General features: G+C 59.6%; 15 protein-coding genes, 2 pseudogenes and 1 riboswitch. Of the genes and pseudogenes, 9 read left to right on the plus strand and 8 right to left on the minus strand.

Features of this window, described 5'->3' with window-relative positions:
• Positions 1-72: 72 nt before the first annotated feature.
• The 3 genes and pseudogenes from puuE to SPE70_RS13495 all read right to left on the minus strand — a co-directional run bounded on the left by puuE (position 73) and on the right by SPE70_RS13495 (position 2,477).
• A complete protein-coding gene (gene puuE / locus SPE70_RS13485) occupies positions 73-1,005 on the minus strand; it encodes an allantoinase PuuE (RefSeq protein ID WP_032733074.1) in 933 nt (310 codons plus the stop codon).
• Positions 890-1,761 (minus strand): annotated as a pseudogene (gene hpxA / locus SPE70_RS13490) (allantoin racemase). Before hpxA ends, puuE begins: the two are co-directional and overlap by 116 nt.
• On the minus strand, positions 1,761-2,477 hold the full coding sequence (locus tag SPE70_RS13495) for a GntR family transcriptional regulator (protein ID WP_002905523.1): 717 nt from the start codon (positions 2,475-2,477) through the stop codon (positions 1,761-1,763). Before SPE70_RS13495 ends, hpxA begins: the two are co-directional and overlap by 1 nt.
• Before the next feature lie 144 nt (positions 2,478-2,621).
• Here SPE70_RS13495 and SPE70_RS13500 point away from each other — a divergent pair, with 144 nt between their 5' ends.
• Positions 2,622-4,118 (plus strand): NCS1 family nucleobase:cation symporter-1, encoded by a 1,497-nt coding sequence (locus SPE70_RS13500; protein ID WP_044650037.1) that lies wholly within the window; start codon positions 2,622-2,624, stop codon positions 4,116-4,118.
• A 100-nt stretch (positions 4,119-4,218) separates the two neighbouring features.
• Entirely contained in the window at positions 4,219-5,529 is a 1,311-nt protein-coding gene (gene guaD / locus SPE70_RS13505; RefSeq protein ID WP_040968538.1) for a guanine deaminase, read from the plus strand.
• 121 nt (positions 5,530-5,650) lie between these two features.
• Here guaD and SPE70_RS13510 read toward each other — a convergent pair whose 3' ends face one another.
• Together SPE70_RS13510 and SPE70_RS13515 are read right to left on the minus strand one after the other, a co-directional pair.
• Positions 5,651-6,592 carry a hypothetical protein gene (locus tag SPE70_RS13510; RefSeq protein WP_049153035.1) on the minus strand — a complete coding sequence of 314 codons (942 nt, stop codon included), beginning with the start codon at positions 6,590-6,592 and terminating at the stop codon, positions 5,651-5,653.
• A gap of 124 nt (positions 6,593-6,716) precedes the next feature.
• The gene (locus tag SPE70_RS13515) at positions 6,717-7,973 is read right to left on the minus strand and encodes a sensor domain-containing diguanylate cyclase (protein ID WP_012541652.1); all 1,257 of its coding nucleotides are present in this window, start codon (positions 7,971-7,973) and stop codon (positions 6,717-6,719) included.
• A gap of 397 nt (positions 7,974-8,370) precedes the next feature.
• Between SPE70_RS13515 and SPE70_RS13520 the strand changes: the two genes are divergently transcribed.
• From SPE70_RS13520 to SPE70_RS13530, 3 genes are all read left to right on the plus strand, one after another.
• Positions 8,371-9,411, plus strand: a complete 1,041-nt coding sequence (locus tag SPE70_RS13520; RefSeq protein ID WP_064170950.1) for a LacI family DNA-binding transcriptional regulator — start codon at positions 8,371-8,373, stop codon at positions 9,409-9,411.
• Positions 9,412-9,602: 191 nt separating this feature from the next.
• The gene (locus tag SPE70_RS13525) at positions 9,603-10,526 is read left to right on the plus strand and encodes a TIM barrel protein (protein WP_032735679.1); all 924 of its coding nucleotides are present in this window, start codon (positions 9,603-9,605) and stop codon (positions 10,524-10,526) included.
• 13 nt (positions 10,527-10,539) lie between these two features.
• Positions 10,540-11,712, plus strand: coding sequence for a Gfo/Idh/MocA family protein (locus SPE70_RS13530; protein ID WP_136047348.1), 1,173 nt, complete (start codon positions 10,540-10,542; stop codon positions 11,710-11,712).
• Positions 11,713-11,749: 37 nt separating this feature from the next.
• Here SPE70_RS13530 and SPE70_RS13535 read toward each other — a convergent pair whose 3' ends face one another.
• The 3 genes and pseudogenes from SPE70_RS13535 to SPE70_RS13545 all read right to left on the minus strand — a co-directional run.
• Complete coding sequence (locus tag SPE70_RS13535; RefSeq protein WP_136047347.1) at positions 11,750-12,856, minus strand: DUF4056 domain-containing protein; 1,107 nt, start codon at positions 12,854-12,856, stop codon at positions 11,750-11,752.
• A gap of 65 nt (positions 12,857-12,921) precedes the next feature.
• Positions 12,922-13,866 carry a porin family protein gene (locus tag SPE70_RS13540; RefSeq protein ID WP_012968151.1) on the minus strand — a complete coding sequence of 315 codons (945 nt, stop codon included), beginning with the start codon at positions 13,864-13,866 and terminating at the stop codon, positions 12,922-12,924.
• Between the two features lie 18 nt (positions 13,867-13,884).
• A pseudogene (locus SPE70_RS13545) lies at positions 13,885-14,140 on the minus strand (glyceraldehyde-3-phosphate dehydrogenase); the annotation flags it as partial.
• A gap of 300 nt (positions 14,141-14,440) precedes the next feature.
• Positions 14,441-14,542: riboswitch (TPP riboswitch) on the plus strand.
• A 68-nt stretch (positions 14,543-14,610) separates the two neighbouring features.
• On the opposite strand from SPE70_RS13545, the gene tenA reads away from it, so the two are divergent.
• The 4 genes from tenA to SPE70_RS13565 are packed head-to-tail and all read left to right on the plus strand — an operon-like array spanning position 14,611 to position 17,728.
• Positions 14,611-15,306: a thiaminase II gene (tenA, locus tag SPE70_RS13550; RefSeq protein WP_012968150.1), complete on the plus strand. Its 696-nt coding sequence runs from the start codon at positions 14,611-14,613 to the stop codon at positions 15,304-15,306.
• Positions 15,303-16,031: an ABC transporter ATP-binding protein gene (locus SPE70_RS13555; RefSeq protein WP_022065969.1), complete on the plus strand. Its 729-nt coding sequence runs from the start codon at positions 15,303-15,305 to the stop codon at positions 16,029-16,031. The genes tenA and SPE70_RS13555 overlap by 4 nt, the downstream gene beginning before the upstream one ends.
• Positions 16,028-16,768: an ABC transporter permease gene (locus SPE70_RS13560; protein ID WP_008804790.1), complete on the plus strand. Its 741-nt coding sequence runs from the start codon at positions 16,028-16,030 to the stop codon at positions 16,766-16,768. Before SPE70_RS13555 ends, SPE70_RS13560 begins: the two co-directional genes overlap by 4 nt.
• Positions 16,769-16,792: 24 nt before the next feature.
• Positions 16,793-17,728: an ABC transporter substrate-binding protein gene (locus SPE70_RS13565; protein WP_064170255.1), complete on the plus strand. Its 936-nt coding sequence runs from the start codon at positions 16,793-16,795 to the stop codon at positions 17,726-17,728.
• Positions 17,729-17,735: the final 7 nt, after the last annotated feature.

The raw sequence follows: 17,735 nt of genomic DNA on the forward strand, positions 1-17,735 counted from the left end.
GTGAACCGGTTCAACAGACGCGACCGGGCGGTACCCTCTCCCTGTGGAGAGGGCCAGATGAGTGGCAGCAAGCTACCCGCGATACGGATGGGTTTCGCGCCAGTGGTCGGCGATCTGCTGCCGGGTGCAGACCCACACCTTGTCGTGCTGCTGGATATAGTCAAGGAAACGCTGCAGCGCGCGGAAACGGCCCGGACGCCCAAGCAGTCGGCAGTGCATCCCCACGGACATCATCTTCGGCGCGGTTTCACCCTCGGCGTACAGCACGTCAAAGCTGTCTTTCAGATAGGTATAAAACTGCTCCGCGGTATTGAACCCCTGAGCGGTGGCGAAGCGCATGTCGTTGGCGTCGAGGGTATAAGGCACGATCAGGTGCGGCCGCTGGCTGCCATCGCTGCAGGCCACTTCGCTCCAGAAAGGTAAATCATCGCCGTAATAATCGCTGTCGTAGTCAAAGCCGCCGTGCTCCACCACCAGCTGGCGGGTGTTAGGGCTGTCGCGGCCGGTATACCAGCCGGTGGGCGGCTTGCCGAACAGGTCGGTCAGCACCTGCACCGCTTTATGCAGATGCTCGCGCTCCTCGGCAATATCCATGTGCTGATAGTGGATCCAGCGCCAGCCGTGGCTGACCACATCGTAATCCGCGGCCTTGATCGCCGCCACAATCTCCGGGTGCCGCGCCAGCGCCATCGCCACGCCGAAGACCGTCAGCGGCAGCCCGCGCTGGCTGAACTCACGATGGATGCGCCAGAACCCAGCCCGGCTGCCGTACTCATAGAGTGAATCCATCGACATATGGCGCGCCGGGTAGCTGGCGGCGCCGATAATATCGGACAGGAACTGTTCCGAACCCGCATCGCCATGCAGGACGTGATTCTCCGCGCCTTCCTCATAGTTGAGGACGAACTGCACCGCGATCCGCGCCCCACCCGGCCAGCGCGCGTGCGGCGGCTGCCCTGCATAACCTCGCAGATCGCGAGGATAGTGCTCCTGGTTCTCTACCATCTCCTGCCCCTTTTAAAATGGATTTAACGACTGAAACTGTCCGCTTAACGCTTTTTTCTCCGGGAACGCTAAGTCCCCGTGCTTGCTGGTCGCCAGGCCCAGCGCGACCAGTGACTCCACCATCTTCACCGCCGCGCTGACGCCATCGATCACTGGCACCCGCAGCTCGCGGGTCAGCTCCTGCGCCAGCGTCGCCATGCCACCGCAGCCAAGGACAATCGCCCCGCTGCCGTCCTCTTTCAGCGCGCGAATGCAGCGCTCACGCACTTTCTCCTGCGCCAGGCCGCTGCCGTCTTCCAGCGCCAGCACCGGCAAATCAATGGCGTGCAGCGCCGCGCAATGTTGATGAAATCCGTACTGGTGCAGCAAATGACGGGCGATGATCAGCGTGCGCGGCAGCGTGGTCACAATGGAGAAACGAGTGGCGACCATCGTCGCCATATGCATCGCGGCTTCCGCAATGCCGATCACCGGCCCCTGGGCCAGCTCCCGCGCCGCCAGCAGCCCCGGGTCGCCGAAGCAGGCGATCACATGCCCATCCACCCCCTGCTCGCGTCCGGCCTTGATCTGCTCCAGCACGCCGACCGCCGCGATGGCTTCGTCAAAGTGGCCCTCAATTGACGGCACCCCGGCGCGGGGACAGACCGCAAGGATCTCGGTACCCGGCGCAGCGACCGCACGCGCGGCGGCGCCTATCGTTTCAGTCATCGCCAGGCTGGTATTGGGGTTGATCACTTGTATACATATGGCAGACATCACGACTCCTTGTGGCCGGCGAACAGCCGGGAAAAATCGGGCAGGCTGACACCATCGCGCTCGAAGCACAGGCTGGCGACAATATGATCAAAATGGTGCATCAGCGCCTCGCTGAGCGGCTGCAGGGCTTTATCCCGTAGCAAACCCACCAGCTGCTGGTGATCGTCGCAACGGCAGCCCTGTCGCCAGGGAGCGCCCCAGGCGGCAATCACTAAAGAGGAGCGCTGGCTGAGGCGGGTCACCATCTCGGTGAGCACCGGGTTGCCGGAGATAGCCTGCAGCTGAATATGAAAGTCAGCGGAGTGGCGGATCGCCGCCGGGCCGTCGTGCGCCTCATGGGCCTGCTGTTCACGCTGAATAATGTTCTCCAGCGCCGCCAGATGCGGCGGCTGGCAGCGCGCGATCACATCCGGCAGATTAGCGACCTCAAGCAGCGCCCGGGTACGAAAGATCGCCTGGGACTCTTCCACGCTCGGGCTGGTGACGTGTGCACCACGTTTGGGCGTTAACGTGACCAGTTGCACAGCGGCGAGTCGTTGCAGCACCTTTCTGATGCCGGTGCGACTCACGGCGAACACCTCCGCCAGCGCCTCTTCCGGCAGTTTGCTGCCCGGCGGCAACTGATGTTCGACGATGGCCGTCATCAGCGCCTGGTAAATGCTTTCGTCCTTGTCCTGCAGCGCTGGCGCGGCCTGGAGACGATGTTCATTATTCATTAACCCACTCCGGTTTCACTTATCGATAGCAGATCGTATACATAAAATTTATTTTTTGTATACAAGATTCATCATTCTGGCCTGGATCCTGCAATAGCCTCAGCAATCCATTTCACAGGGTTTTCATTCAGAGGAGCAGGTTTCATGCCACATTCATCCCACACGCAGCAGAAGAAGACTCACGAGGCGGCCGCCAGCTACAGTCCGCGGCTATGTAATGAGGATCTGGCGCCCACCCGCGACCAGAACTGGAGCTGGTACAATATTTTTTCATTCTGGATGTCGGACGTGCACAGCATGGGCGGCTACGTAGTAGCGGCGAGCTTCTTTACGCTTGGACTGGCCAGCTGGCAGGTTCTGCTCTGCCTGCTGGTCGGCATCTGTATTGTGCAGCTGTGCGCTAACCTGGTGGCGAAGCCGAGCCAGATGGCCGGGGTGCCATACGCCGTTATCTGCCGTCAGGCGTTTGGCGTCTTCGGCGCCAATATCCCGGCGGTGATCCGCGGGCTGATCGCGTTCGCCTGGTACGGTATTCAAACCTATCTGGCGGCGAATGCCCTGATGCTGGTTCTGCTCAAGTTCTGGCCCTCCCTTGCCTCGCTGACCAGCAGCAGCTTTCTCGGGCTGTCAACGCTCGGCTGGCTGTGCTTCGCCACCATGTGGCTGCTGCAGGCGATGGTGTTCTGGCATGGCATGAACGCCATCAAACGCTTTATCGATATCGCCGGTCCGGCAGTTTATGTGGTGATGCTGGCGCTGGCCGGCTGGATTGTATACAAGACCGGTCTGGATGGGATCTCCTTTACCCTCGCCAGCAAATCCCTGAGCGCCGGCGAGCAGACCTGGCAGATGATCACCGCCACGGCGCTGGTGGTCTCCTACTTCTCCGGGCCGCTGCTTAACTTCGGTGACTTTTCCCGCTACGGCAAAAGCATGGGCGAGATCCGCCGCGGTAACCGCTGGGGTCTGCCGTTTAACTTCCTGCTGTTCTCGGTGGTGACCGTGGTGATTGTCTCCGGCACCCAGTCGCTGTTCGGCAAAATGATCACTGACCCGATCGAAACCGTCAGCCGCGTGGGTAACGATCTGGCGGTGGCCATTGGCCTGCTGACCATGATTACCGCCACCATCGGCATTAATATCGTGGCTAACTTCGTCTCTCCGGCCTTCGATTTTTCCAACTGCGCGCCACAGAAAATCAGCTTCCGTACCGGCGGGATGATTGCCGCGGTGGGATCGATACTTCTGACGCCGTGGAATCTGTTTAACTCGCCGGAGCTGATCCACTATACCCTCGACGTACTGGGCGCCTTTATTGGCCCGCTGTTTGGCATTCTGATCGCCGACTTCTACCTGATCAAACGCGGCCGGGTGTCGGTGGACGATCTGTTTGACGATACGCCGAAGGGCAAATACTGGTACCGCAACGGCTTTAACCCGAAAGCGATTGCCGCCCTGCTGCCGTCGGTGGCCCTGGGGCTGATCATCAGCTTTATTCCGGCCCTGCATGAAGTGGCGAACTTTAGCTGGTTTATCGGGGTCTTCCTCGGCGCCACCCTCTACCGCTGGTTGGCCCGCGACGAGCGTGAAGCACAGGCGACCGCAGCCTTTCATTCCGGCGCGGTAGCGCAAAAAGAGTAACCCTCCCCACCTGCCGCGGCGTCTGGCCGCGGCAGGCTGAAAACTGGCACCAATCTTGCTGTTTATCACTATTCCCAGGCGTTAAGAGAAGGCAGGTTCGATGATGGATTACCAGACCGCGGTACGCGGTGCATTTTTTGATATCGCCGGCGTGGCAGAGACCCCGGATGAGGTGGCTGCTCAGGCCCGTTATCTCGATGATGGCCTGTTGTTCTTGCAGGACGGGAAAATTATCGCGCTGCTGCCATGGCAGGAGGGTGAAGCCTTTCTGCATCCGCTGAAGGGCTATGTCGACCAGCGAGGCAAGCTGCTGCTGCCCGGGTTTGTCGATACCCACATTCACTATCCGCAGACTGAAATGATCGGCGCCTTTGGTGAACAGCTGCTGGAGTGGCTCACCACCTACACCTTCCCGGTGGAGAGCCAGTTTGCCGATGCGGATTACGCGCAGGAGATAGCGCAGTTTTTTGTTAACCAGCTGATTAGCCATGGCACCACCACCGCGCTGGTGTTTTGTACCCTGCACCCGGCTTCGGCCGAGGCGCTGTTCAGCGAGGCGCTGCGTCTGAATATGCGGCTGATCGCCGGCAAAGTGATGATGGATCGCCATGTGCCGGATTATCTGTGCGAAACCGCCGGGGAGAGCTACGAGCAGACCCGTGAGTTGATCCTCCGCTGGCATCAGCGCGGGAGGCTGGGCTATGCCATCACCCCGCGCTTTGCCCCTACCTCGACACCGGCGTTGCTGGAGGCCGTGCAGCGCCTGCGGACTGAGTTTCCCGACACCTGGCTGCAGACACATCTCAGTGAAAACCGCGAGGAGATCGCCTGGGTTAAACAGCTGTGGCCTGAGCATGCGCGCTATCTGGATGTCTATCATCACTATCAGCTCACCGGCGAACGCAGCGTATTTGCTCACGGGATCCATCTCGATGATGCCGAGTGGCAGTGCCTGCATGACACCGGGTCCGCCGTCGCCTTCTGTCCGACCTCGAATCTGTTTCTCGGCAGCGGGCTGTTCCGCCTGCCCGCCTGCTGGCAGCACCAGGTGCGGATGGGCATCGGCAGCGACGTCGGGGCCGGCACCACCTTCAGCATGTTGCGGACGCTGGGCGAGGCCTATAAGGTAGGACAACTGCAGAGCTATCGCCTGCGCGCCAGCGAGGCCTTCTATCACGCCACCCTCGGCGGGGCGCGCGCCCTGCGGCTGGAGGATAAAATTGGCAATTTTCAGCCGGGCAAAGAGGCAGATTTTGTGGTGATTGACCCGGCGGTCACCCCGCTGCAGCGTCTGCGCACAGGCCGCTGCCATGACATTTATGAGCAGTTGTTCGTGCTGATGACCCTGGGAGATGAACGCAATATCAGCGAGACGTGGGTGAATGGCGAGCGGGTGTGGTGTCAGGATTGACCCTCACCCTGGCCCTCTCCCAAAGGGAGAGGGAACCGTTCGGTCATCGTTGCGACGCTGGCACGCCTCCAGGCCCCCTCCCGGAGGGCCTGTGAATTGCCTGGCACCAGAATTTAGGTCATCAAAAACTCATTGCCAGGCCTACGCCATAGCCCGTGGTGTTATTGCCGAACATATAGCGCGCCACCAGTCGGGTGCGGGTGATAAAGACCGGGTATTTACTGCTGTCCAGCTCGAGGCCAACCCCCAGGGAGGTCAAACCGGTAAAGCCCAGCGCCCCTCGCTGCTCGCCGAGAAATTCAGTATGCGCCCCCTCCAGCACATAACGCAGCGGGTTGCCCAGCAGCGTCCAGTCGGCTATCGGCGCGCGGCGGCGCAGATACAGGCCGAGATTCTCCGCGCTGGCCTCGCCCTGCACCACCTCGGCGCTACTGCCGAAACTTTGCAGATGCATATAGGAGTAACGCAGTTCGGCATCAATATCCTGGGTGGTAGAGAAGCGTTCGTAATCCAGCATCAGTGCCCCGCCCAGCCCCCAGGCGTTGAACCGACCGCCGTCGAGAAATTGCAGATCGGCGTTGGTTTTTCGCTCAATTGCCCAGCTGCCAATACGCGCATCGCTGGCCAGGGTACCGAGCATCACATTGACGATCGGCCGCAGCACCAGGTTGCCTCCGAGGCTGTCCCGGTGCAGCGAAAAATCCCAACCGACGCCGCCGGTGGTGGTCAGACTGTTCCATTTGGTCGGCACATTCCGCGTCTGTTCGCCATTGCTGACCACAAAGCGCGGGTCGTAGCGGCTGTAACCCATCGTACCTTCAAGGTACAGAGGAAACGACTCGCTGAGGGTTGCCCCGCCGCCAAACTGGGTGATGGCCAGATTATGTTTGTCGTTGCTGCCGGAACCAATGTTGAGATCGCTGGCGGTCACGTCAGGGACGACGGTATAGCTCATCAGAGTCAATACGGCATCGGCACGCTGTTTGATGGCGTGGCCGTTCGCCGCCAGCGTCGCTGGCGCGGAAAGCGAAAGTACCGACAGGAGAACGAAAAGACGCACCATATGTCGTTTGCCACCTCAGCGACAGGCTAACAATATTGCCACCTAAATCAGCAGGCTGGCGTTCACTCAGTATAGTCGGTGAGTCAGCCTGCGCATCCGGCGGGGAGAAAAAGCATCGGGCTGGTCAGGCCGCGCCTCCGCGGCTATGCAGCAGTTCCACATTTTCAAACGGCAGGCGCGAAACCCGGTTGCGCCCACCATTTTTGGCCACATACAGCGCTTTATCGACGCGGGAAAAAAGCTGATCAATCGCTTCCCCGTCATGGTGTTCGGCCACGCCGATGCTCACCGTCACCGACAGCGTCTGATACTCGCTGACCGCCTGGCGGATCCCTTCCGCCAGTATCAGGGCGCGCGCTATCGGCGAATGGGGTAAAAAGAGCAGAAACTCTTCTCCCCCCCAGCGATAAATTTTATCTTCGCGATCCACCGACGTTTCCAGAATGCGGGAGATCACCAGCAGGACTTCATCCCCTTTTTGATGACCGTGAATATCATTAATGCTCTTGAAATGATCGATATCGATTAACAGCAGACAAAAGCCTTGCGCGATAAATGACGGCGCCTCGACGAGGCGATAGAATTCACGGCGATTAAGCAATCCGGTGAGCGGATCGTGGGCGGCAGAGAATTCCAGCTCTTTTTTCAGATGCACTTCCTCGGTGATATCGTGAATAATGCACAACATCAGTCGAATATTATAAAGCACTACGGGCCCGGCATAGGTTTGGACATGGCGCAGCGTACCGTCGGCTAAAATATGCGTAAAATTAAGCGGTTTATGCCCGCCTGGCATATTGGCAATATTATTCATGATGGGGATCACATCCCGACCAAGGGTATTAATTTGCCAGGTATGTTTATTGCGCATTTCCTCATCGGAATAATGATAAAAACGCAGCGCCGCAATATTGGCATCGACAATTCGACCATCCTTACTGGGATCGATCAATAGCATCGGCGCGGTATTGGTCATAAAAAAACGGGCAAAAAAACCATTGTTGCGTCGCTGATAACGGCGGGAGCCGGTATGAATGGATTGATTTTGCGCCAGCAGCTTCACGGCTTCAAACAGCAATAAGGTACCGCTGTCGTCGGTGTCGACCAGGGTGGTTTTACAATATACCGACTGCAGGCCCTTGCCCGTCTGTAACGTCCAGACTTCAAATATCTCGGTCATCGTATCGAGATAGCGAAGATAATGTTGTAACTGCGTTTCAGGACAGGTCGAATAGATACCGTTACGCATCTCCTTCAGCGACATATCGCCGCTCAATGTCCGGGAAGCCGGATTGGCATAGACCACACTTTCAGTAAAAGGATGGACTACCCATATCGGGGTGCTTAATACATCAAAAACAGCCAGTTCTTTTAATAACATACAGGCCCCAAACCGACCAATTCCCGGCGCAGAAGCGACACATAACGATATGCGTCCCTGACGCTGGTATAAAGTGATAACAAAGAAACCGAATAGCCTTAATGACGCGCGTGCGCGGCAAGTATAGTCGGTTCTGCACGCAGCGACGCCCACCCGAGGCGACTTTGCGCGTGGTTTAACCGTCTGGATGCGATAATGTCTTTTTTATTAATTCTATTTCAACAGCATAGCAGCAATACCAGAACTGGTAGTCGCTTTTGATCACAGAGTGTGTCTATCGGTCTTTTCGCCCGTTGGCTGCGTATTGGCTTTGTCCAGGATGCCCGCATTGCGGCTTTTATGCCCAGACTAATCGTGATAGTTTCTATCATAACTCTCATCACAAACGGCCATCATAGTGAAAAAATCCGCTACTAAAATCACGCTTGCCGATATCGCACGTGAAGCCAACGTCGGTATTGCCACCGTCGACCGGGTGCTCAACAAGCGTGCGGCGGTGAAGGAGTCCACGGCATTGAGCGTACTGGAGGCGGCACGACGACTGGGGTTTACCCTCGAGCAACCCCACTATCGTCTGGCGGCGGGTAAAGCGCCGGTCACGGTCAGAATGGGGTTTATTCTGCTGCAGGAGACCCACTCCTTCTACCTGCCGCTGGCCCAGGCGCTGACGCGAGAGGCCGCCCCATGGCTACCGGCGGGCCAGGTGCCGGTGATACTGCATTTTGCCATCGATGCGGTGGAAGCGATGGCTCAGGCCATTCACCGGCTAAGTGATGAGGTGGACGTGTTAGGCCTGGTGGCGCTGGACCATCCGCTGATTCGCCACGCAGTCGCCCGGGCCGCCGCCCGCGGCGTTCGCGTGTTCACCCTGCTTTCGGATCTGTCGGTCCCTCAGCGCAGCGGATATATCGGCCTCGATAATCAAAAAGCCGGGCGCACTGCGGCCTGGTTTATCGAGCGCTTATGCCGCGGGGATGGTGAAATTGGCATTATCATTGGCGACAATCGTTTTACCTGTCAGGAAAGCTGTGAGATCAGCTTCCGCTCCTGCCTGCGTGAACAAGGCATGGGGCAGCAGATCCTGGAGCCGGTTCGCAGCCATGAACGGGCGGATATCGCCAGGAGCGTGACGGAGCAGATGCTGAGTCAGTACCCGGCCCTGCAGGCGATCTATGCCCCCTGCGGCGGCGTCGAAGGCATTGTCGAGGCGCTGCGCGACAGCGGCCGTCAGCAGGCGATCACTCTCGTCTGTCACGGCCCGCTAAACGACAGTGAACTGGCCCTGATCGATGGCACCATCGACATCATGCTTAACCACCGGCTGGATGCGTTTGCCGCCGCCACGCTACGCACCATAACGGACGCGGTTTCGCGCTCGCCGAGCGAGGTGATTTCTCTCCCTCAGCCTTTCGATATCATCACCAAAGAAAATATGTAAACTCCCGGCCCCGCCGCCGCCGGGGCCAGTTAACGGGCAGACCGCGCCCGCCCTCAATTTGATAAAAAACTATCAAAAATCACATCAATTCAAAGCATGATGGCCATCAAAAAATCATCATTCCATCATTGTTGAGAATGAAATATTTATTCAATACTCAACGGCATCCCCTGTGTAAAAAGGAAGCCAACATGACACTCTCAATCGCCAATGCCCCCTGCAGCTGGGGCGTGGATGACCCGAAAAACCCTGACCTTCCCGCCTGGGCTACCGTGCTGAAGGAGGCGGCGCAGGCCGGCTATCGCAGCATTGAGCTTGGGCCCTGGGGCTACCTGCCCACCGACCCGGCCAGCCTGCGAGCGGCGCTGGAGCAGCACCAGTTGTCGCTGGTAGCCGGTACGATCTTTGACGATCTGGTCAGTGAGGCCCATTTCCCCACCCTGGTGGCGCTGACGCATCAGATCTGCCGCAATCTGTCGCAGGTTCCGGCCGCCGAACCCACGCCAGGGCATCCTGTTCAGCCGCCTTACCTGGTAATTATTGATTTCGGCAACCCTGAGCGAGCGCGCTTTGCCGGGCGTAGCGCGCTCGCTCCACGTCTTGATGACAAAGACTGGCAGCGCATGATGGCGCACATTACCGCCCTCAGCACCCTCGCCTGGCAGGAGTACGGTGTGCGGGCGGTTATCCATCCCCACGCCGGGGGCTGCATCGAATTTGCGGATGAAATCGAGCGGCTGGCGAACGATATTCCACACGACGTCGCGGGATTGTGTCTGGATACCGGGCATCTCTACTACGCCGGTATGGATCCGCTCGACTGGCTGGATCGCTATTACGCACGACTCGACTACCTGCACTTCAAGGATGTGGATCCGCAGGTTTACCAGCGCGCCATCGCCGAGGGCATCGACTTTTTCACCGCCTGCGCCGAAGGGGTAATGTGCCCGCTCGGCAGCGGCGCCATTGACTATCCGGCCATCAAAGACTTTCTCGCCCGCCGAGGATATCAGGGCTGGATAACCATTGAACAAGAGCGCGACCCGCGCCATGCCGCAGGCAGCCTGCAGGCGGTCACGGAAAGTCTGCGCTATCTGCGCGACGTGGGATTCTGACAGGAGACGCAACATGATTAACGGTTTAAAACCTCTCGATCGCACCCTGCGCTGGGGCATGGTCGGCGGCGGCGGCAGCAGCCAGATCGGCTATATTCACCGCTCAGCGGCGCTGCGTGATAACACCTTTACGCTGCTGGCCGGCGCCTTTGATATTGATGCCGAACGCGGACGCCAGTTCGGCCAACAGCTGGGGGTGGATCCCGACCGCTGTTACGCCGACTACCAGAGCCTGTTCCGCGGTGAAGCGGAGCGTCCGGACGGCATTCAGGCGGTGTCGATTGCTACACCAAATAACACCCATTATGCCATCTGCCGGGCGGCGCTGGAGGCCGGGCTGCACGTGGTGTGCGAAAAGCCGCTGTGCTTCAGCAGCGAGGAAGCTGACGAACTGGTGGCGCTCAGCCAGCGGCAGCACAAGATCCTCGGGGTGACCTACGGCTATGCCGGCCACCAGCTGATCCTGCAGGCCCGGCAGATGATCGCCGACGGGCTGCTGGGCGACATCCGTATCGTCAATATGCAGTTTGCCCACGGTTTTCACGCCCAGCCCGTGGAGCTGGAAAACGCCAGTACCCGCTGGCGGGTCGATCCTCGCTTTGTCGGCCCCAGCTATGTTCTGGGCGACCTGGCCACTCATCCACTGTTTCTGGTTGAAACCATGGCTCCGCAGCTGAACATCACCCGGCTGATGTGCGCCAGACAAAGCTTCGTCAAAAGCCGCGCGCCGCTGGAAGATAACGCCCTTGTGCTGATGGAGTATGACAACGGCGCCGTTGGCTCGCTGTGGAGCTCCGCCGTTAACTGCGGCTCCATGCACGGACAAAAGGTGCGTATCGTCGGTGAAAAAGCCAGTCTCGAATGGTGGGATGAACAGCCCAACCAGCTGCGCTATGAAATCCAGGGCGAGCCGGTGCGTATCCTCGAGCGCGGCATGGACTATCTCGATCCGCTGGCGCGTCAGGATGACCGCATCGGCGGCGGCCATCCGGAGGGACTGTTTGAGGCATGGTCGAATCTCTATCGCCGTTTCGCCATCGCCATGGATGCCGCCGACCGTCGCGACGAAGCGCTGCTGGCCGACTTCTGGTATCCGGACGCTCGCGCCGGCGCGTTCGGCGTGCGCTGGGTGGAAAACTGCGTACGGTCTGCCGACAACGGCGCCTGCTGGATCGACTTCCGCTAACTCACTGGCTCAGGGCGCTCGCCCTGAGCCTTTATGGCTATTTTTCAATTCGTGCCAGCTGGGTCTTATCCGCCTCACGTGCGCTATCCGCCAGCGCCTGGAACGCGCCGGCGCCATAGTATTGCGCGGGAACCGGCAGCGCCTGCATATCATGCCCTGGGTAGATCTGCAGTTCGCCGAGGTCGCGTAAGCGGAACCCCCCAACCTGCTCCGGCATGGTCAGGCGATACGGCGGCAGGATTTCGAAAGGGACCGGCGTCGGCAGCCGATTTTCCTGCAGATCGTAGTTACGTTTCAGCACCAGAAACTTATCCGGCACCCGCCGGTGACTGTTCCACCAGTCGCCGTCGATCCGCTGAAACATCGCTTCCGTCTCCCCTCTCGTCGCCACCATCAGTCGGGTCAGCGCCTGTTTCAGCGCCGTATCCATGGCCTGGTTATAGTCTTCCAGCGAACCACCGTGGCCGCTGAGGATCACGTTAATCGCCAGCCTGGCGCCGAGTAAATTGGAGTAGAGATCCTCCGGCGAAAAAGCGGAGATCTCCTCAGAAACCCCGGGGACCGACTGGAAGCCATACCACTGGGCAATCTCATGCCATTGGGCAATTTCGAAGGCCAGATGACCCGCCAGCCAGGCGGCCAGCTGATAGCGCTGCCTGACGCCCGCCGGCGGCGTAAAGGCATTCAGCTGAACGCGGCGTACGCCCAGCTCTTCACTGTAGAAGATCCGCCCCGCCTGGCCCAGCGTCGGCGCAATACGATTGAACAGATAGAAGGTGTAGTCCGCCGTATCGCGCACATGGGCGATATCAATAAACCCGCCGCGACGGGTATAGATGAGCCCGTTCTGCTCCTCGCTGAGCCCCAGCAGGTTTTTCACCGCCCCGAACGCGCTATCGTTGTAATGGTGCTTGCCCAGCGTATCCAGGGTCAGCACATTGCCAATCTGGTATACCGGGATCGGGATGCCCACCGCGCGCACGTGCAGGTCGTAACCAAAAGCGCAGCACGGTCGCAGCGACTCCGGCGGCGGCAGCTCACCCAGGGTGGGCACCGGATGGATCGCCGTCACAGCGGGCAGCACCGGATCCTGCGCCAGCGCCGGCAGCGACAGTGCAAACAGCAGCCATAAGGCTTTACGCATCAACAGCCTCTCCACAACAACAAAAGAGCGCGCATCTTACCGGCAGATGGCGCCAGCAGTTTTAGTTAAAAACGGTATTCACCGGAGACAAAGAAGCTATTGCGCTCGTTAAAACCAAATTCAGTCAGCACGTTAAAGTTTTTGGTGACTTCATACTGGGCGCCAATCAGCATATTCCAGGGTGAGGTTAGCTTCTGCTTGACGTCGAATTTCCCCTCGCCGTCTTTATTGACTGCGGCAATCAGGGGCTGAAGCTCTGGCGGCATATGCAGGTCGGCCAGATCGCCTTTAAACTCCTGCTGCACGTCCTGATACATGCTCCCGACCCACAGGCTGAGGTGGGACGGCCCGTCGATCCCCTGAAAACTGAAGCGGTAGCCGACGCGCGGCGAGACGGTGACCGCCGAGATGCTGCCGTCGAGAATATCGAAATCGGTACGGGTGTAGTTAGTGTCTACTAACCCGAACCAGTTGCCGTATCCCCCGGCGAGCGTAAAGCCGGTTCCCCAGGTGGTTCCTTTGAAATCAAGCGTAAAATCAATATTCTGCAGTTTTCCGCTCTGATAAAGCTGGTGAACCGCGCCGGCGATCACCCGATCCAGACCGCGAAACTGCGAAGGATCCGAATCCACGGAGACCTGGGAGACAGACGACCCGCGGGTATGCCCCACCAGCCCGTAAACGTTGAGAAACGGAAAGACCCACATATCGAGGCGCAGGTTTTCGGTTTTGCTCTTCTCGCGGGTGTGCCCGGCATCGATGGCGAACATATCGCTGGGAATGGGATGGTTGCCCAGCTTAAGCCCGGAAAAGGTAATACTGTCGACCATGATATCCTGACGGATATTCATATAGCTCAGGTTGACGCCGTAGGGTAACGGGATCGAATACCCCCGGGCGCGTGCCTCATCTCCCCATATCGGAAAATAGCTGTCGCTCTCGCTCTGCTCCGCGGCCGACGCGCCACAGGCCGCCAACAGCAGCGTTAACACCGTTCCGGATGCTCTCATTGTTATTCTCATGTGTAGTTATAAACCCGAACCGACATTGCAATAGACCGCCTGCTCATGCTCACTGAACGCCACGTCAATCCCGGTACGCAAACCGTACTGCCGTGCAATCAGGTAACGAAAACCGGCCCCCCATGCCACCTCTGACTGTTCCGCTGGCGTGCGCGCCGCGCACCCCGCGCCAACGAATCCCTGCAGGATCCAGCGCGGGGTGAAGGCCCAGGGAGGTTTGCGCCGTGACCACGTCGTCGCCCTGATAGCGGTAGCGCGAAATAGGGACATCAAAGGGTTATCATGGTGGATGAATGACTGATTAATGGCCCGCGACCGCCAGTGCGGACAACAGGAATTTCATGCTTACTCCGGGGCTTTGGGGACGCACGACACGCCTCACGAACAGTATTAACGCGACGGGGTAATGAAAATATAACGTATGAGAATAATGCTCACCAACGCGCAGTCGCCTGTTTTTCGGGTATTTTTAAACGAAAAAGTGCTGGCTATCACAGAAAAATGCCATCGCGATACAGGGCAGCGCGGTGATTGTATTCAAAAGGTGAATATCGTATAACATAGCGCTACCGAGGGGTGTCCCGTGAGGGCTGAGATGGCGCAAGCCGAACCCTTTGAACCTGATCTGGGTCATGCCAGCGAAGGGACGGGTCGGCAATTTTGCCTGCATTACCGCCATTGCCTGTTCACACCCCTGCACGCCCGGATCTCCCCTGAATATCTGGAGGTCCTGTGATAATTCCCGCGTTTAGCCATGGTCTTTATGGCCGTTTACGCCAGCTGGCCGCCGCTGACTGGCAGCACTATGTGGCGCATCCTTTCGTCCAGCAGCTTGCCGAGGGCACCCTGGCGGAAAGCGCATTTCGTCGCTACCTGACCCAGGATTATCTGTTTCTGATCCACTTTGCCCGCAGCTATGCGCTGCTGGTGAGTAAACTGCGCACGCTGCCGGAGATGCGGGCCGCGGCTGCCTCAATGAACGCCATCCTCAACGAACTGCCGCTGCACGTCGGTTACTGCGCTCAGTGGGGCATTAGCGAGCAGGAGATGGCTACCCAGCCTGAAGCGCCGGAAACCATTAACTATACCCGCTACGTGCTGGATATTGGCCACTCGGGTGACGCGCTGGATCTGCTGGTCGCGCTGATGCCCTGCGTGGCCGGTTATGCGGAAATCGGTCTCGGCCTGCTGCAGCATCCCGCCACCCGACTGGACGATAACCCCTACGCCTCGTGGATCCGCAACTATGGCGATGAAGGCTATCTGCACGGCGTCAACGCCGCGCTGGCGCTGCTGGAAACGGTGTGGCAGCAGCGCGGGAGCGAGGCCCGGATCACTGAGCTGAGCGAGATTTTCACCACTGCCACCCGCCTTGAGGCGCAGTTCTGGCAGATGGGCCTCAACGCGACGGCGGAGACCCGGGCGTGACGGCGCCGGGTATCGAGGTCCGTGGCCTGAGCCTGCATTTCGGCGACCGCCGGCTGTTCGACAACCTGTCGTTTACGGTCCCCGGCGGGCAGTGGGTGTCGCTCCTCGGCGCCAGCGGGGCAGGCAAAACCAGCCTGCTGCGGGTGATGGCCGGTCTGGCGCCCGCCACCCGGGGAGAAGTGGTCGCCAGCGATGGGCAACCGATTCAGGGCCGTCTGGCGTGGATGGGGCAGAAAGATCTGCTCTACCCCTGGCTGAGCGTCCGGGACAACGTCGCCCTCGGCGCGCGGCTGCGCGGTGAAAAAGTCGATCGTGCCCGGGTCGCCGCCCTGCTTGAGCAGGTGGAGCTCTCGTCCTGGGCCGACGCCCGGCCGGCAACCCTCTCCGGCGGCATGCGTCAGCGCGCCGCGCTGGCCCGCACCCTGTATGAGGACCGCCCCATCGTGCTGATGGATGAGCCTTTCTCGGCGCTGGATACCCTCACCCGCACGCGCATTCAAACTCTGGCCGCCACCCTGCTGGCTGGTCGCACGGTGGTGCTGATCACCCACGATCCGCAGGAGGCCTGCCGGCTGAGCCACCGCCTGCTGGTCCTCTCGGCGGCAGACGGCGACATCGATGACAGCCATCACCTCGCCGGCACACCTCCGCGCGCGCCGGACGCGCCCGATCTCTTGAACAGCCAGGCCGCCCTGCTGCAGCAACTGATGAGGGCTCATCCATGACCGGACGTCTCTGGCGGGGCAGCATGGTGTTCTGCGGGTTGATGATCCTCTGGGGTCTGGCCAGCCGCAGCGGCATTCCTCACTTTCTTTTACCCTCCCCGATGGCGGTCGCCGAGGCGCTGTGGGTTAATCGCGCCTATCTCGGCTGGCACACGCTTATCACGCTCAGTGAGATCCTGAGCGGCCTGGCGCTGGGCGTGACGCTCGGCGTCACCCTGGCGCTGGGTATGATCCTCTCTCCGCGTCTGCAGCGCTGGCTGATGCCGCTGGTCCTCACCAGTCAGGCGATCCCGGTCTTTGCCCTCGCCCCGCTGCTGGTGCTGTGGCTGGGCTTTGGCATGAGCGCCAAAGTGGCAATGGCCGTGCTGGTGATTTTCTTTCCGGTCACTTCCGCCTTCTTTGATGGCTTGCGACGGGTCAACCAGGAATATCTCGATCTGGCGCGCAGCATGAACGCCTCCTTTGGCGCTCAGCTGCGGCATGTCCGCCTGATGGCTGCCCTGCCTGCGCTGGGCTCGGGCCTGCGGATGGCGGCGGCGGTGGCGCCCATCGGCGCGATTATCGGCGAATGGGTCGGCTCCGCTGAGGGGCTGGGCTACGTCATGCTCAATGCCAATGCGCGGCTGCAAACCGATATCTGCTTCGCCGCGCTGTTTATTTTAGTGCTACTGACCCTCCTGCTGTGGCTGGCGGTAGATACCCTGCTACACCGGCTGATCGACTGGTCACCGGAATAAAGATGAAATAATAAAGGAAAACAGATGAAAAAGTCGCTTTTCGCCGGGGCAACCCTGACGGCCCTGGTCAGCGGCCACTCGCTGGCCAATGAACCGCTGACGCTGGTGCTGGACTGGTACATTAACCCCGACCATGCGCCGATTATGGTGGCCGAGCAGATCGGCGCCTTTAAGGCTCAGGGGCTGGACGTCAAGATTGTCCCTCCCTCCGATCCCGCGCTGCCTCCCCGCATGGTGGCCGCCCGTCAGGCGGATCTGGCCATCACCTACCAGCCGCAGGTGCACTTCTTCGCTGACGAAGGGTTACCGCTGGTGCGCGTCGGGACCCTGATTAACTCGCCGCTGAACACGGTGATCGCTCTCAATAAGCAGATCAAAACTCCGGCAGATCTGCAAGGTAAGAAGGTGGGCTATTCGGTCAGCGGCATTGAGCAGGCCACCCTGTCGACCATGGCGCAACACGCGGGTATCGATCCGGCCAGTATCAAACTGGTTAACGTCAATTTCCAGCTGACCAGCGCCCTGCTGGCGGGCCAGGTGGACGCGGTCATCGGCGGCTACCGTAATATAGAAGCACAGGAGCTGAAGCTGCAGGGCAAAACGCCGGTAGTGATGAACGTCGAAGATTACGGCGTACCGGCCTATGACGAGCTGGTGATTGTCACCCATCGCGACGTGATTCATGAGGCCAAGATCCGTAAATTCCTCACCGCCCTGCAGGCCGGGGTGAGCTATCTCCGCGCCCATCCCCAGGAGAGCTGGGAGGCGTTTGCCGCCGCCCACCCGGAGCTGAAAACCGAACTCAACCACCAGGCGTGGCTGCAAACCGTGCCGCTGTTCGCCACCGATCCGGCGGCGCTGGATAAACCGCGCTACGAAGCTTATGAACAGTTTTTATATAACAATAAGTTGGTGAAAAAAGTCACACCTTTAACAAATTATGCGGTGGAACTGCATTGAGACTTGC

The sequence above is a fragment of the Klebsiella sp. ZJOU C1 genome (assembly GCF_035620215.1).
GTDB lineage: Bacteria > Pseudomonadota > Gammaproteobacteria > Enterobacterales > Enterobacteriaceae > Klebsiella > Klebsiella variicola.